The sequence below is a fragment of the Acinetobacter sp. SFB genome, assembly GCF_001647545.1.
Classification (GTDB): Bacteria; Pseudomonadota; Gammaproteobacteria; order Pseudomonadales; family Moraxellaceae; genus Acinetobacter.
Genome location: NZ_LSZH01000001.1, coordinates 183,267 through 205,810 on the forward strand (window position 1 = coordinate 183,267; position 22,544 = coordinate 205,810).

Consider the following 22,544-nt stretch of genomic DNA (forward strand, 5'->3'; position numbering starts at 1 on the left):
CTCGTTTTAAGTGGTCTGTTCACTGCATAGTTCATTATTGTCGTTTAAATTAGAACACTCGTTGTGACTATATGGTTATCAGAGGTTGGTTAATAAAAGTTATTGAGCTTGAAGCGAAAAATTTTTTATTTTGAATAGATCAGCTCGTGCATGGAAACTCTTGCTCGAAATCTCGCATAAGTTTTTCGGGACAATTTGCCAGCTAACACCATATTGGTGTGGTAGCCAGCGGCAATAATCGCTCCATGGATATTGAGGTAATTGTATCAATGCACAAAGCTTATCAATCAAGCACTTCCAAAATTCACCAATTTCAGAGCGATTGTCGCAAATCACCAGAAAAGAAATAGACGGATTGGTGGTAAAAGTGGGATCGCCATTAATTCTTAAAAAAATTGCACCGAGAGATTCGGCCTTTACCGCCGTTTCATGTTCTTGCATGATCTGGCTATTTGGGAAAATGGAACAATGCCATTCCACGGCAGCTTTGGCATTTTCTTTGAAGCATACAGCGGGTAAATAGAGTGAGTCATTATTGTGCTCTAGATATCAATATCAGCAAATAATGTAGCTTTCTACACAAATAACTCAAGTAAGTTTATGCAGTGTAATTGTATAAAATTTATTCAATAAAATTAAAAAAGCAGCCTATACGAAGGCATTTTTTTAATTTTGAGCACTTGCCAGAATAAGTTTACTTATGGCTATAAACTTCAGCCTGATTTTAATCACTCTGGCTTAATTTAAGCAGGTTTGCATACGAACTTTCATGTCTAAAGCTTGCTGTACAATAAAGCTTTTCATCCAATTGAATTGTTGTCCCATTGGATTGGTTTTAATTGCAGTATTGAGGAAATCCAATTTCGGCTGATTGAACAACTGGCTTTCAATCGCTTCTTCAAGTTGTGCGCTATTGGCTGCTAGGGGAAGACTGACCAAATAGAAAGCTTTGGGATAGTTATAAAAGGCATAAAGCAAGTTAAACGCTTTTTGATCGGCCTTTAAATTTCCTGCACCAATTTCATAAATTCGGTCCTGATTGCTGTGGGTGGCACCAATCAAAAAATCAAACTTATTGTCCAAAAGTCGTAGACCAAACTGTAGCCCGATTTGGTCAGCCGTGTGTTCATGTTGAACATAATTATTCAGGATGGAGCCATCATCATTTAAGGCTTCTTGAAGCACCAGTAAATGCGGATTGTGTTGATAGATATAGCCGGCGAGTTGTGCATGTTCGAGGTTGGATTTAACCATGTCGATTGTAAGGTCTAGCGTAGGCATAATTCAAAAGAACAGAGGAGGTGGGAGAGTCTGGATACTGTATGAAATTTATAAGCCGAATAAAATATAGGCTTGAGATGAAATAGCGATCAGCTTAGATTTTATATATTTTAATGTTGGGTTGTGGCAGCCGCGATGTCTGGATAAAATAATAAAACAGCAGTTAAGTGAATTATTAATAAAAACTTATAGTCGTTATTAGTTAAGCTCTATATGATAAATATGCATATTAATATAATAAAACAAGCAATAGTTGGGATAACTAAATCTTTATAATGAATATATATATTTTTAAAAGTGTAAATAAGTACACGTTGATCTGAGCTGGTGTTGTCAATGTCCATAAATGAGGAAAGACTTACTCATCTTAAACAGCTTGAAGCTGAGAGTATTCACATTATCCGTGAAGTGGCTGCCGAATTTGAAAATCCGGTCATGTTGTATTCCATTGGTAAAGATTCTGCAGTGATGCTGCATCTTGCCTTAAAGGCATTTTATCCCGCAAAACTCCCATTCCCACTACTGCATGTAGACACGGGCTGGAAGTTCAAAGATATGATCACATTCCGCGACAACATGGCTAAAACCCATGGTTTCGATTTGATCGTGCATCAAAATAAAGAAGGTAAAGACGCTGGGATCAACCCGTTTGATCACGGTAGCTCTAAATATACCGACATCATGAAAACCCAAGGCTTAAAGCAGGCTTTGGATAAATACAAGTTCGATGCCGCTTTTGGTGGGGCGCGCCGTGATGAAGAAAAATCACGTGCCAAAGAGCGTGTATATTCTTTCCGTGATACCAAGCACCGTTGGGATCCGAAAAACCAGCGTCCTGAACTTTGGAATCTTTACAACGGTAAAGTGAACAAAGGCGAAAGTATTCGTGTGTTCCCATTATCAAACTGGACTGAGCTTGATATCTGGCAATACATTTATTTGGAAAGCATTCCATTAGTACCGCTTTATTTGGCTGCAGAACGTCCTGTGGTTGAACGGAGTGGCACACTAATTATGGTTGATGATGAACGTATGCCTTTATTCGAGGGCGAAGTTCCACAAATGAAATCGGTACGTTTCCGTACTTTAGGTTGTTACCCATTAACGGGCGCGGTTGAATCGACTGCCAACACCTTGCCGGAAATTATCCAGGAAATGCTTTTAGCCACTAGCTCTGAACGTCAAGGTCGTATGATCGACCATGATGAAGCAGGTTCGATGGAAAAGAAAAAGCAGGAAGGTTACTTCTAAGAATCTAGAAGCTCTCCCGACTTCTCTCTAATAAAGAGAGGAGAAAATTACCTCTTTCATAAAGAGGTATTTAGGGAGATTAAAAGAGATTCAAAACAACCGATTTCTAATGAATTTGTGGAGTTTGAGCGATGTCTCATCAATCAGAATTGATTAGCCAGGATATTCTGGCGTATTTAAAACAGCATGAAAATAAAGATCTGCTACGTTTCCTGACTTGCGGTAACGTGGATGATGGTAAAAGTACCTTAATTGGCCGTTTGCTTTACGATTCAAAATTGATTTATGAAGATCAATTGCAAGCCGTAACCCGCGACTCTAAAAAAGTCGGTACAACTGGCGATGCACCTGACTTGGCACTCCTTGTAGATGGTTTGCAAGCTGAACGTGAGCAGGGCATTACCATTGATGTAGCGTATCGTTATTTCTCTACCGAAAAGCGTAAGTTCATCATTGCCGATACTCCGGGACATGAGCAATACACCCGTAACATGGCGACAGGTGCTTCAACTTGTGACCTTGCGATTATCCTGATTGATGCGCGTTATGGTGTGCAAACCCAGACCCGTCGTCATACGTATATTGCAAGCTTGCTCGGTATTAAGAACATTATTGTTGCGATCAACAAAATGGACTTGGTGGAATTCTCTGAAGCACGCTTCAATGAAATTCAGGCCGATTATGCCAACTTCGTGAGCCAATTGGGCGACCGTAAGCCAAACAACATCATCTTTACGCCTATTTCTGCATTGAATGGCGATAACGTGGTGAATGTTTCTGAAAACACGCCTTGGTATACGGGTCAAACTTTAATGGGTTCACTTGAATCTGTTGAAATTAACCGTGATACCGCAAAACGTGATTTCCGTTTCCCGGTGCAGTATGTCAACCGTCCTAACCTCGACTTCCGTGGCTTCGCAGGTACGATTGCGCTGGGTGAAATCAGCGTAGGCGATAAAGTTGTTGCATTGCCATCGGGTAAATCTTCAACGGTTAAAGAAATCGTCACTTTTGATGGCAACCTTGAACACGCATTTGCAGGTCAAGCAGTGACATTAACGTTGAACGATGAAATTGACGTATCACGCGGCAACATGTTGATCCGTGCGGATCAGGGTATTCCTGCCATTTCACGTTCGGTTAAAGCAACTGTGGTTTGGATGGCGGATCAACCGCTTGTGCTTGGCAAGCTGTATAACATTAAAATTGGTACGCAAACTGTTCCTGCCAAAGTGACTGGCATTAACTTCCGTACCAATGTGAATACACTTGAGCAAATGCAGGTTGAACAGCTTGAGCTGAATGCGATTGCCAATGTTACTGTTGAATTTGATGCGCCAGTGGTATTTGACCGTTATCAAGACAGCCGTTATACAGGTTCGTTTATCTTCATTGATCGTTTGAACAACGTAACGATTGGTGCTGGTATGGTTGAAGAGTCGGTTGAATGGTCGGCTCATACCAATCCGGTAACAGCGGAAGACCGTGCGGCACGTTTGGGTCAAAAACCTGCGTCAATTACAGTATCTGCCAAAGCATTGGAAAATGCGCAAGGGCTTGAAAACTTGTTGCTTCAACAAGGTATTGTAGCGATTGCGAAAGCTGGCCTTGATACGGCGCAAGTTGCACTGCTTCGTGAAACGGGTATTGCGGTCATTACCACTGTTGCAGAAGGTACAGATGTGACTTTCGAGCAAGAGTCTGTTGAAGAATTGGCTGAGAAAATTGTGGAATTGGTTCGTCTTTAATAGATTGAATTGATTTAAAAGAAACCCGTCTTTATGGCGGGTTTTTTATTGGAAGAAGTTTAGCTGTATAAATAACACACAGTCATTTGAAAGTTGAATTTTCACTTAAATTACTTCTCGATACAATATAAATATTGAGGGGTGTTTATGAAAAAATTATTTATTTTAATGGGGTTGTGTTTAGCTTTCGGAGTTGAAGCCAAACAAAATAGTGAAAGTACAGAGGTGATTAAGCAGAAAATTATTCAGCAGTCGATTGACAATTATCCAGGAAATTGTCCCTGTCCTTATAACTTTGCAAGAAACGGCAGTCGTTGTGGTAAACGTAGTGCATATAATCGAGCAGGAGGTTATACACCGATTTGCTATCCTGAAGATGTGAGTGATCGGATGCTGAAGGAATATAAAGAACGAGGATAAGTCTTGATTCAATTTAAAATATAAAAAATAGAGAACTAAGAAAAATGTTATTTTTAATTTGGGTGGTTTAATTAAGAAGCAGAGGAAGAGGGGCGTATTTTATAAGAACACTTTAGAGGAATATAATTCATCTCTTACTGATTTGATTATTTGTATTTATTTGCAAATAAATTAATTGAAATTGAGCATACATTAAAAAAAGGTTTCCTCACCATATATATGAGGATTGGGATATTCGCTGAATTATTCCCTTGTAAAATATGAGACTAAATACCGAATCAAAAATTATTTAATAGATTTTGATTCAATAATATTTTTAATTTTTCAGATAAGTTTTTGAAATTATTACATATTAAATAGATTTGTTATTTAATGTTTAATATGCAAAAAATTACAAATAATGTTATTCATTTCTTAGGTGGCTTCTTTGAAGGATTAAATGATAAAAATTTTACCCTATATCCAAGCGATGACTTTAAAGTGATTAGCTTTCGTAAGAATAACGTCTTGAATTCATAAGTTAAATGTAGTGATCATATCACTGGAGTTTATCGGACTATTCAGCAAAATTAACAGGTGAAGTTAAAAAATTAAAAGATAATTTTGCTAATGATATAAATGAGAATGCTATAAAAAAGGAATTAAACCTGAAAAAGAAAATTACTAAAAATAAATGAATTTAAGATGGAACTTATTTGAATCAGAGACTGTAGATATTATCCTTAGACCAATAAAATCAAATGAAGAAATTGTAAGAGTAATGAAAAAAGTATTTGAGTGATTAAAGATAACGTGGAGGAACCAATGAAAGCTCTAGACTTAAAAATCTAATTTTAATCATTGAAAGATTTTAACAAGAGATGTTAAGATATATCTTAGTTAATCTTAAGAGGGATCATCACTTGCTAAATGCTGAACTGATTACAGGCATTGAGAGTACTGAAAAACCACGCAAACGCCTGTTTGAAGCAGGGCATATGAAGCTGTTAGTGCTTCATCTTGTTTCTCATGCACCTAAGTTTAGCTACGATATTATCAAAGAAGTGGGTGATATTGTCGGCTGTGGATATACACCTAGCACAGGTACAATCTATCCAACGCTAAACTATCTAGAAGAGCATCAATATATCGGCTCAGAAATCACTGCGTCTGACCGTAAGCAATATAGTGTTACATCTGAAGGGATAGAGCATCTAGAAGCAGAACAAGCCACTGTAGAGAAAATCCTGTGCCGTTTCGATACGCGCAAGCAAATCCATAACAATGAACAGTATTTAGATATCAAGCGGGCGATGGAAAACCTCAAGGCTGCGCTTCGACTCAAGATCCAGCATAGTGGACTTAACCCGGAACAAATTAGACAAATTGCAGAACAGATTGATCAAGCAGCGGTCAATATTGCACGTTTATAATCTACGTTAAAATTCGAACTCTATAGGCAACAAAATGAAAAATCTCGCCAAGTTTCACCCTAAACATATGGTATGGCTGATGCCTCTATTTTTATCTGGCATCATGAGTGGCGCAATTTCTTGTTTTAACATGATTATAAATAAAGGTTTTGGCGATGGATTCTTTGCCTTGTGGCTGCATGCATGGAGTTTATCCTGGCTGATGGCATTTCCATTGATTCTCATGGTGCTGCCTTTGGTTCGTCGTTTCCTTATGTTATTTATGGCTAAACCAAATTAAACCGGCATCTTGGGGTATTTCTCTAGATGATGCTAGGCTCTCAGACATAAGCAGGAGTTGGCTTCAAAGCGCAGATGAACTATGTTGAAATAAATCGCAGATAGATAAATAGTTAATAAATTGAAAGGGAAGAAATCATGTCACAAACCAATATGCAGCAAGTCATTATCACGGAACCGGGCGGGGTGGATAAACTTGCCTATGAAACTGTTGCAGTACCAACAGCAAAAGCAGATGAAGTTTTGGTGAAAGTCCATGCTTTTGGTATTAACCGCCCAGACATCTTGCAACGTCAAGGTTTGTATCCGATGCCTAAAGGCGTGACACCAGTACCCGGTCTTGAAGTTGCAGGTATTGTTGAGTCTGTAGGTAGCGATGTCACCAAATTTAAAGTCGGAGACAAGGTTTGTGGTTTAACCAATGGTGGCGGTTATGCAGAATATTGCGTGGTACCGGAAAGCCAGACTTTAACTATCCCTGAAGGTGTGAGTTTTGTACAGGCAGCAGCTATTCCTGAAACCTTCTTTACCGTGTGGGCCAACGTTTTTCAAATGGGTCAAGCAAAAGCCGGGGAAACCGTATTAATTCATGGCGGTACAAGCGGGATTGGTACGACTGCCTTGATGTTGTGTAAATCACTGGGCATCAAAACTTTTGCAACTGCCGGCTCGGATGACAAAGTTGACGCAATTTCCCATTTGACCACAGGGATTAACTACAAGACTCAAGACTTTGAACAAGTGATTAATGAGCAAACTGACAATGGCGGTGTCGATGTCATTTTAGATATGGTCGGTGCGCCATATTTAGAACGTAACCTGAATTTGTTACGCCGTGATGGTCGTCTGGTCTATATTGCTTTCTTGGGTGGGCGCAAAGCCAAAGAGATCAATCTTGGTCCAATCATGATGAAGCGTTTGACCATTACTGGCTCAACCATGCGTGCGCGTAGCACTGCTGAAAAAGCGGAAATTGCGCAAGGCTTGCAAGAAACCGTTGCGCCATTATGGGCAAAAGGTGAATGTTTACCCATGATTTATAAAACATTTAAGTTTGATCAGATTCAAGATGCGCATGCCGCTATGGATACCGGTGAGCATGTTGGAAAAATTGTGGTGGAAATCATCTAACTATTCCACCTTTAAATAAAAAAGCCAACACTTGTTGGCTTTTTTTTGCATGCAATAAGATAAATAATTTAAATTAAGTGATTAAAAACAGTAAATAAGTTTTAAAAAATGGTCAAAGATGCCAAACATTTGACACAACCTGTCAAAACTGAGGAGTAAATTGGTACTTAATTTAAATCTGACCAAATTGATTGGTTTTGATTGAATATTCACAAAATAAAGGGAATATATGATGAAAATATTATCAGCTCCATATACCCATGCCCACAGTTTTCGTGCCTTAAAACGCCTACATAAAGCCATTATTTGTAATCAGATATTACATTCCGATCTGCATAAGCTTTATCAAGCCATGCTTCATTTGGAACGTTATGTAGAACGCTTAAACCGTAAACGTTATAAAAAAACTATCCAGCGCTTGATGTTAAATCATGAGTTAAAGTCACTCTATTCTATTAGCCTTAAGTAGAATTAAATATTTGAAATATTATTTTTATTAGTCGGTATAATTTTTTCATAATTTAAAAATCTTGAACATTTTATGCAGTGTGCTGTAAAAGTACAAAGAGGGGATTTATGAAGGTTAATCCTTCAACGCATGAGCGTCTTGCGGAACGGTTGGCATGTATTTTAACTAAATTAAATGTAGGGCATCAGTTAAGTGTACAGGAGCTGGCGCGTGAGTTTCAGGTTAGTAACAGAACTATTGATCGTGATTTTGACAGGCTAAATTCCTATCTCCCTTTAATGCAGGATGCGAAAACAAAAAAATTCTATCTAGAGTCTTCTTATCTGGGTCGTTTCCAATTACAGGATATTAAAAATTTTGCCCAGTTGTCGGGAATTAATGAGCTTTATCCGTCTTTGGATATCTCCTTTCTAAGAGAGTTATTTGCTGATCGCGCCAATCTGGTCTTCTCTGCCAAAGGCTACAACTTTGAAGATGCAACGCAGTATGCTGAACACTTTAAGGTACTGACGGGAAGTATTCAAAAAAGACAGCAAATTGCCTTGTTTTACAGGGATCAAATGCGGGTTGTAAAACCGTATCGATTAATTCATCACATGGGTAACTGGTATTTGGCGGCTGTACGCAAGCAGGAGCTGCGTGTTTACCGTCTTGGTCGTATTGATAAAATTATTTCTAGCCATCGGCTTGTACAATTCGAACATGATCAGGCTGTGCTGCAGCAATTAAAAGATGAAGATGGGATTTGGTTTCAGCATGAAAAACAGGAAGTGATTTTATCTGTCCACCCCGATGTGGCAATTTATTTTAAACAACGCCGGATTTTTCCGGAACAGGTGATTTTGGATGAATCGGCAACAGGAGAGTTGCTGATTAGTTGTCAGATTCGGCATCAGAAAGAGTTAAATCCACTGGTACGTTACTGGATTCCTCATCTAAAAATTGTTAAACCTGAACATTTACAGCAAGAGCTGGACAATAGCTTGCAAGGTTATTTGAAGGGAGCTTAAGCAAAATAACTAAAAAATTTAATAGACATAATTCTGGGATAAATTCCAGACATAAAAAAACCAGCATAAAGCTGGATTTTTTATTGCACCATTTTAAGAAGTATTAAAATGGTGCCCGAGGCCAGACTCGAACTGGCACGCTTTGTGGGCGGGGGATTTTAAATCCCCTGTGTCTACCGATTTCACCACTCGGGCATTTTACAAGATTGGAGGCGGAGGTCGGAATCGAACCGGCGTACACGGAGTTGCAGTCCGCTGCATGACCACTCTGCCACCCCGCCATCTCTTGGTGATGCACATATTAGCAATCTTTGAAAAAAAAACAATACTATAAATAGTGTATATGCACATAAAATCGGCATATAGAATAAAATTGGCTAAATAATCATGTATTATTTGCAAAATTGATTCATATCAACACTTGGAGATGTGCCGTGGCATTAGTTTTAGATGGTCGTGCATTGGCGAAGCAAATTGAAGCTGACTTGTTAACTCGCGTTGAAGCGTTAAAAGCGAAAACAAATCGTACCCCTATTCTTGCGACTATTTTGGTAGGTGATGATGGTGCATCTGCAACTTATGTACGGATGAAAGGCAATGCTTGCCGCCGTGTCGGTATGGATTCGTTAAAAGTCGAATTAGGCACAGACACTACGACTGAACAGTTACTGGCTGAAATTGAAAAATTAAATGCCAATCCGGATGTTCACGGTATTTTGTTGCAACACCCGGTACCAGAACAAATTGATGAGCGCGCATGTTTCGATGCGATCTCTCTTGCAAAAGATGTAGACGGTGTAACTTGCCTTGGCTTTGGTCGTATGGCCATGGGCGAAGCAGCGTATGGTTCTGCAACACCAGCAGGCATCATGACTATTTTGAAAGAAAACAACATTGAAATTGCAGGTAAGCATGCAGTTGTTGTTGGCCGTTCTGCAATTTTGGGTAAACCGATGGCAGCAATGCTGCTTGAAGCAAATGCAACCGTAACGATTTGCCATTCACGCACACAAAATTTAGCTGACTTTGTGAAACAAGCAGATATCATTGTGGGTGCGGTAGGTAAAGCGGAATTGATCCAAAAAGACTGGATTAAACAAGGGGCCGTGGTTGTAGATGCAGGTTTCCATCCACGTGATGGCGGCGGTGTCGGTGATATCCAACTTGCAGGTATTGAAGAAGTTGCTTCTGCGTATACACCTGTTCCAGGTGGTGTAGGTCCAATGACCATTACCACTTTAATTCGTCAAACGGTTGAAGCTGCTGAAAAAGCTTTAGGTTAATACCTTATTATATTTAAATAAAAGCTATGTGAATTTAAAATTTGCATGGTTTTTATTTTATATGAAGGTTAATAATCATCAATATGATGGTGTTTTTTCATTATAAATTTAGTTATTTGGAATCACCTTTGGTTCGGCCTACTTTTGTTTCGGCAAAAGTAGGCAAAACTATGGTCATCTACAAAACTCGTCAAATAATATGAGAAAATTATTTATCGCAGAAACATTATCTTTTATATAGCGTCATGTCTCGGACAGTTGTGGATGACGACGGCACGTATCGTATCGTATCAAGGGTTAAAGACTTACTCTGCTTTAACAAAGGTTAAATTTTTAATGAGCTGTACATTGCAATTTTCTAAAGCACCTAAACATTTAATTCAAGCTTTGCATGAAGTGATTCCCGGTTGTGAACTGATGGCGCAGCAATTGCCTGAAACGCCAATTTCACTGTGGCTGATTCCACCGGTATTTCCTACTGATCGTTTAGATGATGAGGTGATTCGTCGCATCTGGAACGATACACCGTATTGGATTTTTTGTTGGGCATCTGGGCTTGCGATGGCGCAGTGGCTGCTTGCAGAGCCGCATCACGTTAAAGACAAGGTTGTACTCGACTTTGGTGCAGGATCGGGCGTAGTGGCGATTGCAGCGAAAATGGCAGGGGCTAAACGTGTCATTTGTTGTGATATCGATAGCGTTAGTTTGGATGCTTGTCGTGCCAATGCAGAATTGAATGGTATAGAGCTTGAATATCTGGACGACTTGTATAAAGCAGAGCAGGTAGATGTGCTATTAGCAGCAGATGTGCTTTATGATCAATGCAACCGTTTTTTCTTGGATGAGTTTTTAAAATTTGCACCCGAGGTTTGGGTGGCGGATAGCCGTGTGAAAAACTTCAGTCATCCACAATATCAAAAATTAGATGAACGCAGTGCCACGACTTGGCCTGATTTGGATGAATCTAAAGAATTTCGTAATGTGAGTTTTTACAAGACGCTGTAAACAGCGTCTTTTTATTTAATATAGCCTTTAAGTCGATTAAGAACAAATATAACGAACCACACTTAATGTACTTGGACGAGCCTCTAAAGCTTGGCGAGTTGCCATATCTTCACTATTATACAAATCTGGCGTATTGCTTAAGCTTATACTAGTGCGACTTTGACCCAGTTGACGACCATATTGTGGAGTCTGTATTGCTGGATTGGCAATTTCATTTATGCTTAAAATATCTATTTTGTATTGTTTATTTGAACCTAATACTTTTTGACAAGCACGTTGTAATTTTATCTCATCTACTTGCTGGTTCTTGCGACCTGCCAAAGTATAGGCCAAAGTTGCCGAGTTAGGTGACTTGCTCTCAACTTGATAGCCTACATTACCATTGTATTGAAGCGGTGTGCTTTGACACGCAGCAAGTCCAAGCGCCATAAAAGCTAAGCCAAGCAATTTATAGGTATTGTTCATCTTCAAAAGTTCCAAGCGTTTTTATTGTATTGAGTATGCCATAGGCCTGCTTTTTTAACGATGTAATCAAGGTGTTTATCCAATAAAAAAGCTTTCCAATTGTGACAACGTGGAAAGCTTTTGTAGATGACTGTTTAACTAAATTTGCTGGACTGAGTCTTCGCTAATTATGCTGTGTTTTTTGGTATCTTTCATGAATACGTAGGTAATGAGTGACAAGCCAATCATGAAGGAAATGGAGTACAAGAAGTCATTTTCATGACCGGCATTTTTAAAGTTAAGCGCAATAAGTTCTGCTGTACGGCCAAATAAAGTATTGGCAATGCCATACGCTTAAGTCACACTCAATGCACGAATGTGTGCAGGGAAGAGTTTCGCTGTAACTATCGCATTAATTGCAGTGTAGCCCGTAACAATGACCATGCCACTCATCCAAAGCATGAATGCAGTGGTTGGATGAGTGGTAGATCTCACAAGTCATTAAAAATTGCAATGGTAAACAATACAACCCAATACTCCAAAGGCGATCATAAGTGGTTTACGAGCAACTTTATCGCGTAGCGTGTTAACGGTAGACTGAAGCAGTCAATTAAATTATCTGCGAAGCCGCCAAGGATAGATTTGAAACGAGTTTTCTATCAAGCTGCAGAGCGGCAACCTGAGTAGATGATTCTGTTAGAACAATTAATTCTACAAAAGAATATTGGCAAAACACATCCTTTTGAACTCTTCAAGATGCACAAATTTTAAAATATATAATTCATTTTGAGAGATAGAAATAAATTTTTACAGGTACGTTACACGCTTATATTTCGTTTTTTCATATAACTGTAGTCTGGGCATTGTTTTAATTTTGACCGTTTAGAAAGTCTAACTCATTATTTTTATTCAATAGAACAGTAAATAAAAAAGCCTCTCAGAGAGAGGCTTTAAAAAATAACGAGAAATTAGTGTTCTTTAATTTCTGAATGGTGTTTGGTATCTTTCATAAAGATATAAACAAGCAATGAGATAAAAATTAAGATAGTGACATAAATAAAGTACCAAGATTCATGTCCAGCTTCTTTGAAACTCAGTGCAAAAAACTCTGCTGTTCCGCCAAAGAGCGTATTGGCAAGTGCATAGGGAAATGCGACCCCCAATGCACGAATATGTGCAGGGAACATTTCAGCTTTTACTACAGCATTAATTGAAGTATAACCTGTAACAATGATCAAGCCGACTAAACAGATCCAGAATGCAGACCAGTAGTCTTGGGTCTGTCCGAGTCTGTCAAATAAGAAATAGGTAAATAGAACGCCCAGTACTCCAAAGGCAATCATGATTGGCTTACGTCCGATTTTATCGGATAAAGCTCCGGCAAAAGGTTGTAAACACATGAAAATAAACAGTGCCAGAGTGGTGATTTGCGTGGCTTCAGGTTTGCTAAATCCCGAGGTGTTGACTAAATATTTTTGCAGATAGGTGGTGTAGGTATAGAAGGCTACTGTACCACCTGCGGTTAAAAACAACACCGTAAATGCCTGTCTAGGATAATGTTTGAACAGTGCAAACATACTCGATTCAGGCTGATTCTTATCTTTTTGTGCATTTTTAAAAGATTGGGTCTCGAGGAGTCCACGTCGAATATAGAAAACGACTATGGCCAAGCAAGCACCGATAAAGAATGGAATTCGCCAACCCCAGTCATGCAGTTGTTCTTCAGTCAGTACCAACTGCAAAATAAGCAGAACGCAGAGTGCAGTAAGTTGACCGGCAATGAGAGTGACATACTGGAAACTGGAAAAGAAACCGCGTCGGTTTCGTTCCGCCATTTCACTTAAATAAGTGGCACTGGCACCATATTCTCCACCGACACTTAAGCCCTGTATAAGGCGGGCAACCACAAGAATAATAGGTGAAAATACCCCGATTTGGTCATGTGTTGGGGAGATCGCAATCATGAGGGAGCCAATGCACATTAGGGTTACAGAAAGGGTGAGCCCTGATTTACGTCCTTTTTTATCCGAATAAATCCCCATGATCCAGGCACCAATTGGGCGCATTAAAAAGCCGACTGCGAAAATGGCGGCAGCTTGAAGCAATTGTGCTGTTTGACTGCCTTTGGGAAAGAAGGCATGCGCAAAATATAAGGTAAATGCGGCATAGACATACCAGTCATACCATTCGACCAAGTTACCGGCTGAACCACCCAGAATGGATTTGACCCGTGTTTTGGTATCTAGATTTACTTGAGGAACGTTATCTTCAATCATTTGTCCAAATCCATTTTGTTATTATTTTTAGATGTTAAACCTATTGTTTTAACGATATAAGCATACGAGTTTTTAGTTCTGTATGAAAAATGTTCGAATTTAAGTCTCTGAAAGTGAAGTAGTTGAAGGGGAGAGTAAAGTGAACGATCTATATGCATGGTTTGTTTCTGATATCACAACCCCATTGTTATTTTATATTCCTTCCATTTATCCGTGATTTCCAAGTGTCATTTCAGCTTAAATGGTGGTAAGTTTCCTAGAATAACAAGCAATTTAAGTAAGTCAGCTGTTTTGACAAGATTAGAGGAGGTGGGCATGCAAGTGAGTCAGCCGGTCTATGATGTGTTGGTGGTTGGTGGAGGCATCAATGGTGTCGGCATTGCAGTCGATGCTGTTGGGCGAGGGTTATCTGTATTTTTATGTGAAAAGGATGATTTGGCCAGTCACACTTCCTCTGCGAGCAGTAAGCTTATTCATGGTGGTTTGCGTTATCTTGAACATAAAGAGTTCCGTTTGGTTCATGAAGCACTGATTGAACGTGAAGTCTTGTTGGCCAAAGCCCCGCATATTATCCGTCCCTTGCGTTTTATCATGCCTCATCAGCCACATTTACGCCCTGCCTGGCTCATTCGGACGGGGCTATTTATATATGATCATTTGGGAAAACGAGAAAAATTAGCAGGCTCAAAGCATATTCACTTTGATCCAGCAACCAGCCCTTTAAAACAAGAAATAACCCAGGGTTTTGAGTATTCAGACTGTGCTGTAGATGATGCACGTTTGGTCGTTTTAAATGCGATGCAAGCCCATGAGATGGGGGCGCATATTGTCACACAAACGCGATGTACATCTGCATACCGTGAAAATGGGCTGTGGGTGATTCATTTGGAAAATGCCCAAGGCACTTATCAGGTTCAAGCCAAAGCATTGGTGAATGCTGCTGGGCCGTGGGTTGCACAATTTATTCAACAGAACTTAAAACAAAAATCCCCGTATGGACTCCGATTGATTCAAGGTAGCCATATTATTGTGCCAAGAATTTATGAAGGGGAGAAAGCTTTTATTCTTCAGAATGATGATCAGCGAATTGTTTTTGCAATCCCGTACTTGGATCAATACACCTTGATTGGGACCACGGATCATGAATATGATGGCGATCTAGATCAGGTCAAGATTACCCAGTCTGAAATTGATTATTTGCTGGATGTTTATAATGATCATTTTAAGCATCAGTTGGGGCCTGCGGATATTTTATGGACCTATTCAGGGGTGCGGTCTTTATGTGATGATGAGTCTGATAATCCCTCAGCAATCACTCGTGATTATACTTTGGCGATATCTCAAGACCCACAAAATGATACGCCGTTACTTTCAGTGTTTGGCGGAAAACTGACGACTTATAGAAAGCTTGCTGAATCTGCAATGGCACATTTGCAACCTTTCTTTCCTCCAATGAAAAAGTCATTGACTGAGAAAGCGTTGTTACCTGGTGCAGAAAACCTGATTTCGATTGAGCTTTTAATGCAGCAGATTATGCAAAGTGTGGAAGATGTGCCATTTCAGTTGGCTTCACGTTGGGCACATGCCTATGGTTCACGGGTATGGCTGTTTTTAAAGGATGTTTCAACGACCGATGAACTTGGTGAAGACTTTGGACACGGCTTCTTCGCCAAAGAAGTTGATTATCTGGTTGATCAAGAGTGGGCCAGAACCAGTCAAGATATTTTATGGCGCAGAAGCAAAATCGGCTTTCAATTTACACAGCATGAGATTCAATTATTGGATCAATATCTTGCGAAATTGCATCTTAAAAGATCGCAAGATACTGCAGCTTAAGTTGTTAGACATGCAATAAAGACCACTGAGTGGTCTTTTTATTTGAAGCAAATTCCAGTAATAATCTTAAATCAAATTTTGAATTTAGCTTTCGATTTATCTTTCTCTTTAAATTTCAATGTCGTCATGCAGTGCAGTTCACAGGCGTATTCCATTGAACTACTGTACCAAAAACCACTGGTCTTATCCTACCCCAAGGCCAGAACCCCAATTTTTGGCTTGCGTATTATAATTGATGACCACGTTGTAAACGACCTGGTGTGCGCTCGACTCAGCGTAAATATTGCTCATCTACATTGCCCTAAGTACCTTTGCCAACTGTACTTCACTTTTTGATCTGAAAATTGGCTTGAGTCATACCTGCCTTTGATTGCACAGATGTAAAGAGCTGAGCGCTCTTCTATACTCTTAAACCATAGTTAGGCTAGATCAACCGAGCAGGCAAGCTGTTAGGGGGATGTTTTAATATGAAATTTTATCTTTATGGTTTTTATGAAATTATTTGCGGTTATATTAATATAAAAAAAGGCCACCGAAGTGACCTTTTATTCATTAATTCAAGAGATTAAGCAGATTTTACCGCTTCTAAAAGCTCGTTTTGACGTGCTTTAAGCGCAGCTGGTAAACGGTCACCCAATTTAGTGAACAATTCAGTGTGGCTTTCCAATTCTTTGATCCATTGGTCTTTATCTTGCGCTGTAACAGTTTCGAACTGCTCTTTAGAGAAGTCGATACCTGTCCAGTTCAATTGCTCATAAGTAGGAACCAGGCCGATTGGTGTTTCAGTCGCTTCAGCGCGGCCTTCACAACGATCAATCATCCACTCAAGAACACGCATGTTTTGACCAAAACCAGGCCATACGAAGTTGCCTTCAGCATCACGGCGGAACCAGTTTACATTGAAGATTTTTGGAAGTTTGTTGCCAGCAGCTTCTGCTTTAGCAGCGACTTGTTCACCCAACTCTAACCAGTGAGAGAAGTAGTCAGCCATGTTGTAACCAGCAAATGGAAGCATCGCAAACGGATCGCGACGAACAATACCTTGTTGACCAACAGCAGCAGCAGTGGTTTCAGAACCCATTGTTGCAGCTTTATAAACGCCATCAACCCAGTCGAATGCTTCAGAAACCAAAGGCACGGTATCTGCACGGCGACCACCGAAGATGAACGCAGAGATTGGCACACCCGCTGGATTTTCCCAGTCGGCATCAATAGAAGGGCATTGACCTGCAGCAACAGTGAAGCGAGCATTTGGATGCGCAGCTTTTTCACCAGCAACGTGTGGTTGGCCTTTCCAGTTAGTCAGGTTCGCAGGTGCTTCTTTAGTCAGACCTTCCCACCAAACTTCACCGTTGTCAGTTACAGCAACGTTGGTATAGATTACATCTTTAGTCAATGTAGCCATACAGTTCGGGTTGGTTTTGGTATTTGTACCCGGTGCTACACCGAAGAAACCAGCTTCAGGGTTGATTGCATATAAGCGACCGTCTTCACCTGGTTTGATCCAGGCAATATCATCACCTACAGTTTCAATTTTCCAGCCTTCATAGCCTGCTGGTGGAATCAACATTGCAAAGTTGGTTTTACCACAAGCAGAAGGGAATGCAGCTGCGATGTAGTGTTTTTCACCTTGTGGATTAGTCACGCCAAGGATGAGCATATGTTCAGCTAACCAGCCTTGTTGACGACCCATAGAAGATGCAATACGTAAAGCCAGGCATTTTTTACCCAACAATGCGTTACCGCCGTAACCCGAACCGTAAGACCAGATTTCACGAGTTTCTGGGTAGTGCACGATGTATTTTTCAGGGTTGCAAGGCCATGCAACGTCTTTTTGATCTTGTTCTAGCGGAGCACCTACAGTGTGTACGCAAGGAACGTATTCGCCATCAGTTCCAAGAACGTCATAAACAGCTTTACCCATGCGAGCCATTTTAGACATGCTTACAGCAACGTAAGGAGAATCGGTGAGTTCAATACCGATGTGTGCAATATGACTGCCTAAAGGGCCCATAGAGAAAGGTACGACATATAAAGTACGACCTTTCATTGAGCCATCAAATAAACCGCTTAAACGCTTACGCATTTCAGCAGGCTCTTCCCAGTTGTTTGTCGCACCTGCATCTTCTTGTTTTTCTGAGCAGATATATGTACGACCTTCAACACGAGCAACGTCAGAAGGATCAGAATTAGCTAAGTAAGAACCAGGATGCTTTTCTTGGTTAAGCTCTTGCATAGTGCCGTTAGCGATCATCAAGTCGATATAACGTTGATATTCTTCTGCGCTACCGTCACACCATTCAATTTTCGCTGGCTTCGTTAATTTTGCAATTTCTTCAACCCATGCAATAAGCTTAGGGTGTCGAACGAATTCTGGTGCGTTCACTTGGGTCATGGTGAGGCCTATCTCATATGTGTACAATTTGAATGTACAAAGTACAATCCAAGCAATGGGGATACACCGCCTGGATGGAAATATAAAAAAAAGTGGCTGTATTAAAGCATAAAATCATAAAAAAAATAAGACTAAAGAGGTATGTGAAATAGGAGGAGAGATAAGGTTTATTATATTTTAAATATATTTAAAACAATGACTTATGTTTTTTAAATAAGATTTGAAATAGTATTTTTTTATATTATGAGGGTTATTTATTTAAATTATTTACTTTAAAAACAGTATGTTATTGATATTTTTTTTATGAGAATTATTATTGATTAAATAAATGGTTGTCATTCGAAATTTACATAAAGAGACTTTTAATTGCTGATAATTTGGACAAGATTAGAGCAATTGCTTCAAAAAGATATAAAAATGTCAGAACCTTTAAAGCCCTTATCGCTCATATATAATGAAAAGTCTGGATTTCATGCAGCGAATAAAGATGAAGTCTTTGAGCAGCTTATGACAAATTTAACTGCGTATGGTTATGAAATTCAGGTTTTTGAAATTGGTGCAGAGGTAAGTTTTGATCATTTGATGAACAAAGTTATTTTACGCCATCAACAAGCCCATGAGCTTGGGGTGATCGTTGCAGCAGGGGGAGATGGAACCTTAAACGCAGTTGCTGCGAAACTTATGCAAACTGAAATACCCATGGGGATCTTGCCACTAGGAACATTCAATTATGTGGCACGATTACTCAATATTCCACTAGATCTATTAAAAGCTGCGGATGTGATCGCCACAGGAAAAATGCGTGAAGTACATGTGGCACAAATCAATGATCATATTTATTTAAACAATGCCAGTTTGGGGCTATACCCCTTATTTATTCAAAAACGTGAATTATATAACCAGCGTTTCGGTCGTTTTGCTTTAAATGCGTATACATCAGGTCTGGATGTGTTAATTCGTGACCGTAAAGAACTAAAACTTGAAGTCGAAGTGGATGGCAAAAAATATCCTGTTAAAACGCCTCTGATCTTCTTTGGCAATAATCAGTTGCAACTGGAAGAGATGAACCTTCGTATTGCTGAATCTGCTCAAAAAGGAAAGGTCGCCGGTTTAGTCGTTGCTAAAAGTGATAAACGCACCTTATTTAAAATTTTATGGCAATTAATCAAGGGAAACTTGGATAAAGCAGCAGATGTGTATAGTTTTTCAGCAGATGAAGTCAAGATTTATTCAAAACGGAAAAAATTAACGGTTGCTTTAGATGGTGAAATTGTTGAAATACAGCCTCCACTTAAAATTTCAGTGCGTAAAAATGCCTTAAAAATAATGGTGCCCCATGATTCTGCATCTGTCTGATCTGCATTTTGGTACGGAAAAACTCGCCTGTATAGCGGCAATCCGCTTATTTTGCCAAGAGCAACAGATTGAAGCGGTTGTAGTGAGTGGGGACTTAACCCAGCGTGCACGCTACATACAGTTTTATGATTGCAAAAAATTCTTGGAAAGTTTAAATCTGCCGTATTTGGTGGTGCCCGGTAATCATGATATTCCGCTGTATCAATTGTGGAACCGTATCTTTAGCCCATTTACCCGTTATAAATTGTTCTTTGGCAATATGGAAACCAGCTTGGAAACTGAGCATTTTTATATTATTGGGGTAAATAGCATTCGGCGGCGTTATCACACCCGCGGCCATATCTCATTGCAGCAAATTCAGCAGGTTGACCAATCGTTAATGATCGCTCCTGTAGATAAAATCAAACTAATCGTTGCGCATCAACCTTTTTATACCCCACCGAATGATTCGCATGGTGTGAAAGATTGTCCCATGTTGGGACGGATGGCTTTGGAGTCCTGGAGTCAAAGTGGTTTAAATGGTTTATTGCATGGGCATCTGCATCAATCGGCAGTTTATGATTTAAACCGGATTTATCATTTAGGCGCAGCACATCCAGTACTGGATATTCATGCCGGAACGGCGACTTCATATCGGCTACATCATGGCTTGCCAAATAGTTTTAATGTCATTCATGCAAATGCAGATGTGCAGCATTATTATTTTGATGAACAGCAAAAAAAATTTGTATTAAAAGAAGAAAATGTTGAATAAATACAGAAATATCTGAGATCGAATAAAAAACACACAAAAAACAGTACTTTTTTTTGCTTGCCCCCTTGAAGCGTTTTTTTCCATCCCCACCAAAGTGTCATCGAAATTATTTTTTTGATGATGACCGATGGAATAACAAAGTCATCATTACTTTACTATAAAAGACTTAGTCTGATGGAGTTTCCAATGAGCAACATTCGTCCATTACATGATCGCGTAGTTATTCGTCGTGTTGAAGAAGAAACTAAAACCGCTGGCGGTATTTTACTTCCGGGTTCTGCTGCTGAAAAACCGGCTCAAGGTGAAATCATTGCAGCAGGGAATGGTCAGATTACTGACAATGGTGTACGTGCTTTAGACGTTAAAGTAGGCGACAAAGTATTGTTCGGTACTTATGCAGGCACCACTGTAAAATTTCAAGGCGAAGAACTTCTTATTATGAAAGAGTCTGACATTTTAGCCGTTTTAGAAGACTAATTCAGACCTGTTTCAGTTAATCAAATTTTTGAAAATTAAAATATTTGGAGTAAAGCATGTCAGCTAAAGACGTAAAATTTGGTGATTCAGCTCGCAGCAAAATGATTGCAGGCGTGAATATACTTGCAGATGCGGTAAAAGTAACTTTAGGTCCTAAAGGTCGTAACGTTGTCATTGACCGTTCTTTCGGTTCACCACACATCACTAAAGATGGTGTAACGGTTGCCAAAGAAATTACGCTTAAAGACAAGTTTGAAAACATGGGCGCACAATTGGTTCGTGAAGTATCTTCAAAAACCAATGACATCGCAGGTGACGGTACAACCACTGCAACTGTATTGGCTCAAGCAATTTTGAACGAAGGGATCAAATCAGTTACTGCCGGTATGAATCCAATGGATTTGAAACGTGGTATCGATCTTGCAGTTCGCGCTGTGGTTGAAAATATTAAAGCTACTGCTAAACCTGCTTCTGATACCAAAGCGATTGAACAAGTTGGTTCGATTTCTGCTAACTCTGACACCACTGTAGGTAAACTTATTGCGCAAGCAATGGAACGTGTGGGTAAAGAAGGCGTTATCACTGTTGAAGAAGGTTCAGGCTTTGAAGATTCGCTTGACGTGGTTGAAGGTATGCAGTTTGACCGTGGTTATATCAGCCCGTACTTTGCAAACAAACAAGACACCTTAACCGCTGAACTTGAAAATCCTTTCATTCTTCTTGTTGACAAAAAAATTGGCAACATCCGTGAATTGATCAGTGTGTTGGAAGCGGTTGCTAAAACAGGTAAACCACTGCTTATCATCGCTGAAGATGTTGAAGGCGAAGCGTTGGCTACTCTTGTAGTGAACAACATGCGCGGTATCATTAAAGTATGTGCGGTTAAAGCACCTGGTTTTGGTGACCGTCGTAAAGCAATGCTTCAAGATATCGCGATCTTGACGGGTGGTACTGTAATTTCTGAAGAAATTGGCATGTCACTTGAACAGGCAACTCTAGAGCACTTAGGTACAGCACACAAAGTAACAGTATCTAAAGAAAATACTGTTCTTGTTGATGGGGCAGGAAATGCAGCGCAAATCGCGGATCGCGTTCAACAAATCCGTTCGCAAATTGAAGAGTCAACTTCAGAATACGACAAAGAAAAACTTCAAGAACGTGTTGCTAAATTAGCAGGCGGTGTTGCAGTGATCAAAATCGGTGCTGCCACTGAAGTTGAAATGAAAGAGAAAAAAGACCGTGTTGACGATGCGCTTCACGCGACTCGCGCTGCAGTTGAAGAAGGTGTGGTTGCAGGTGGTGGTGTTGCGCTAGTACGTGCAGCTAAAGTGCTTGATGGTATTGTTGGTGCAAACGATGACCAAAATGTCGGTATCAACATTTTACGTCGTGCGATTGAAGCTCCGCTTCGTCAAATCGTTGCAAATGCAGGTGATGAACCTTCAGTTGTAATCAACGCTGTGAAAAATGGCGAAGGTAACTTCGGTTATAACGCAGCGACTGGCGAATATGGCGACATGCTTGAAATGGGTATTCTTGACCCTGCAAAAGTAACACGTTCTGCACTTGAGCACGCTGCTTCTGTTGCTGCATTAATGCTTACAACTGAATGCATGATTACTGATATTCCAGAAGATAAATCTGCTATGCCTGATATGGGCGGTATGGGTGGTATGGGCGGTATGATGTAATTCATACTGATCATCCGATCTAAAAA

At 39.9% G+C, this 22,544-nt stretch carries 19 protein-coding genes, 2 tRNA genes and 2 pseudogenes; 15 read left to right on the forward strand and 8 right to left on the reverse strand.

Features of this window, described 5'->3' with window-relative positions; genetic code table 11:
• Window positions 1-99 precede the first annotated feature (99 nt).
• Both AY606_RS00890 and AY606_RS00895 read right to left on the reverse strand, forming a co-directional pair.
• A pseudogene (locus AY606_RS00890) lies at window positions 100-504 on the reverse strand (VOC family protein); the annotation flags it as partial.
• Between the two features lie 234 nt (window positions 505-738).
• A complete protein-coding gene (locus AY606_RS00895) occupies window positions 739-1,281 on the reverse strand; it encodes a hypothetical protein (RefSeq protein ID WP_067863336.1) in 543 nt (180 codons plus the stop codon).
• Window positions 1,282-1,623: 342 nt separating this feature from the next.
• Here AY606_RS00895 and cysD point away from each other — a divergent pair, with 342 nt between their 5' ends.
• The 8 genes from cysD (at window position 1,624) to AY606_RS00935 (ending at window position 9,001) form a co-directional block, all read left to right on the forward strand.
• On the forward strand, window positions 1,624-2,532 hold the full coding sequence (gene cysD / locus AY606_RS00900; protein WP_171255343.1) for a sulfate adenylyltransferase subunit CysD: 909 nt from the start codon (window positions 1,624-1,626) through the stop codon (window positions 2,530-2,532).
• Between the two features lie 131 nt (window positions 2,533-2,663).
• Window positions 2,664-4,280 (forward strand): sulfate adenylyltransferase subunit CysN, encoded by a 1,617-nt coding sequence (gene cysN / locus AY606_RS00905; RefSeq protein ID WP_067863342.1) that lies wholly within the window; start codon window positions 2,664-2,666, stop codon window positions 4,278-4,280.
• Between the two features lie 147 nt (window positions 4,281-4,427).
• Window positions 4,428-4,700, forward strand: a complete 273-nt coding sequence (locus tag AY606_RS00910; protein ID WP_067863345.1) for a hypothetical protein — start codon at window positions 4,428-4,430, stop codon at window positions 4,698-4,700.
• A gap of 977 nt (window positions 4,701-5,677) precedes the next feature.
• The gene (locus tag AY606_RS00915) at window positions 5,678-6,112 is read left to right on the forward strand and encodes a PadR family transcriptional regulator (RefSeq protein ID WP_249409209.1); all 435 of its coding nucleotides are present in this window, start codon (window positions 5,678-5,680) and stop codon (window positions 6,110-6,112) included.
• A gap of 34 nt (window positions 6,113-6,146) precedes the next feature.
• Window positions 6,147-6,392 carry a DUF2798 domain-containing protein gene (locus tag AY606_RS00920; RefSeq protein WP_067863350.1) on the forward strand — a complete coding sequence of 82 codons (246 nt, stop codon included), beginning with the start codon at window positions 6,147-6,149 and terminating at the stop codon, window positions 6,390-6,392.
• Between the two features lie 137 nt (window positions 6,393-6,529).
• Complete coding sequence (locus AY606_RS00925; RefSeq protein ID WP_067863353.1) at window positions 6,530-7,522, forward strand: NAD(P)H-quinone oxidoreductase; 993 nt, start codon at window positions 6,530-6,532, stop codon at window positions 7,520-7,522.
• Window positions 7,523-7,754: 232 nt separating this feature from the next.
• Window positions 7,755-7,991 carry a hypothetical protein gene (locus tag AY606_RS00930; protein WP_067863356.1) on the forward strand — a complete coding sequence of 79 codons (237 nt, stop codon included), beginning with the start codon at window positions 7,755-7,757 and terminating at the stop codon, window positions 7,989-7,991.
• 107 nt (window positions 7,992-8,098) lie between these two features.
• Window positions 8,099-9,001 carry a helix-turn-helix transcriptional regulator gene (locus tag AY606_RS00935; protein ID WP_067863360.1) on the forward strand — a complete coding sequence of 301 codons (903 nt, stop codon included), beginning with the start codon at window positions 8,099-8,101 and terminating at the stop codon, window positions 8,999-9,001.
• A gap of 109 nt (window positions 9,002-9,110) precedes the next feature.
• Here the strand turns inward: AY606_RS00935 and AY606_RS00940 are convergent.
• Both AY606_RS00940 and AY606_RS00945 read right to left on the reverse strand, forming a co-directional pair.
• Window positions 9,111-9,196 (reverse strand) — tRNA-Leu (locus AY606_RS00940).
• A gap of 12 nt (window positions 9,197-9,208) precedes the next feature.
• Window positions 9,209-9,282, reverse strand: a tRNA-Cys gene (locus AY606_RS00945).
• 153 nt (window positions 9,283-9,435) lie between these two features.
• Between AY606_RS00945 and folD the strand changes: the two genes are divergently transcribed.
• Both folD and AY606_RS00955 read left to right on the forward strand, forming a co-directional pair.
• Window positions 9,436-10,284, forward strand: a complete 849-nt coding sequence (folD, locus tag AY606_RS00950) for a bifunctional methylenetetrahydrofolate dehydrogenase/methenyltetrahydrofolate cyclohydrolase FolD (protein ID WP_067863363.1) — start codon at window positions 9,436-9,438, stop codon at window positions 10,282-10,284.
• Window positions 10,285-10,620: 336 nt separating this feature from the next.
• The gene (locus AY606_RS00955; protein ID WP_067863366.1) at window positions 10,621-11,289 is read left to right on the forward strand and encodes a class I SAM-dependent methyltransferase; all 669 of its coding nucleotides are present in this window, start codon (window positions 10,621-10,623) and stop codon (window positions 11,287-11,289) included.
• Window positions 11,290-11,325: 36 nt separating this feature from the next.
• On the opposite strand, the gene AY606_RS00960 is transcribed toward AY606_RS00955, so the two are convergent.
• From AY606_RS00960 to AY606_RS00965, 3 genes and pseudogenes are all read right to left on the reverse strand, one after another.
• Window positions 11,326-11,754 (reverse strand): hypothetical protein, encoded by a 429-nt coding sequence (locus AY606_RS00960; protein ID WP_067863369.1) that lies wholly within the window; start codon window positions 11,752-11,754, stop codon window positions 11,326-11,328.
• A 138-nt stretch (window positions 11,755-11,892) separates the two neighbouring features.
• Window positions 11,893-12,318 (reverse strand): annotated as a pseudogene (locus tag AY606_RS16445) (alpha-ketoglutarate permease); the annotation flags it as partial.
• A 383-nt stretch (window positions 12,319-12,701) separates the two neighbouring features.
• On the reverse strand, window positions 12,702-14,009 hold the full coding sequence (locus AY606_RS00965) for an MFS transporter (protein WP_067863372.1): 1,308 nt from the start codon (window positions 14,007-14,009) through the stop codon (window positions 12,702-12,704).
• Between the two features lie 315 nt (window positions 14,010-14,324).
• Between AY606_RS00965 and glpD the strand changes: the two genes are divergently transcribed.
• Entirely contained in the window at window positions 14,325-15,845 is a 1,521-nt protein-coding gene (glpD, locus tag AY606_RS00970) for a glycerol-3-phosphate dehydrogenase (protein WP_067863375.1), read from the forward strand.
• 565 nt (window positions 15,846-16,410) lie between these two features.
• On the opposite strand, the gene AY606_RS00975 is transcribed toward glpD, so the two are convergent.
• The gene (locus AY606_RS00975; protein ID WP_067863379.1) at window positions 16,411-18,240 is read right to left on the reverse strand and encodes a phosphoenolpyruvate carboxykinase (GTP); all 1,830 of its coding nucleotides are present in this window, start codon (window positions 18,238-18,240) and stop codon (window positions 16,411-16,413) included.
• A gap of 417 nt (window positions 18,241-18,657) precedes the next feature.
• On the opposite strand from AY606_RS00975, the gene AY606_RS00980 reads away from it, so the two are divergent.
• The 4 genes from AY606_RS00980 (at window position 18,658) to groL (ending at window position 22,518) form a co-directional block, all read left to right on the forward strand.
• A complete protein-coding gene (locus AY606_RS00980; RefSeq protein ID WP_067863382.1) occupies window positions 18,658-19,596 on the forward strand; it encodes a diacylglycerol/lipid kinase family protein in 939 nt (312 codons plus the stop codon).
• Window positions 19,577-20,350: a metallophosphoesterase family protein gene (locus tag AY606_RS00985; RefSeq protein WP_067863385.1), complete on the forward strand. Its 774-nt coding sequence runs from the start codon at window positions 19,577-19,579 to the stop codon at window positions 20,348-20,350. Before AY606_RS00980 ends, AY606_RS00985 begins: the two co-directional genes overlap by 20 nt.
• A gap of 186 nt (window positions 20,351-20,536) precedes the next feature.
• Entirely contained in the window at window positions 20,537-20,827 is a 291-nt protein-coding gene (locus AY606_RS00990) for a co-chaperone GroES (protein ID WP_067863388.1), read from the forward strand.
• Between the two features lie 56 nt (window positions 20,828-20,883).
• Window positions 20,884-22,518 carry a chaperonin GroEL gene (groL, locus tag AY606_RS00995; protein ID WP_067863391.1) on the forward strand — a complete coding sequence of 545 codons (1,635 nt, stop codon included), beginning with the start codon at window positions 20,884-20,886 and terminating at the stop codon, window positions 22,516-22,518.
• The last annotated feature ends 26 nt before the right edge of the window (window positions 22,519-22,544 follow it).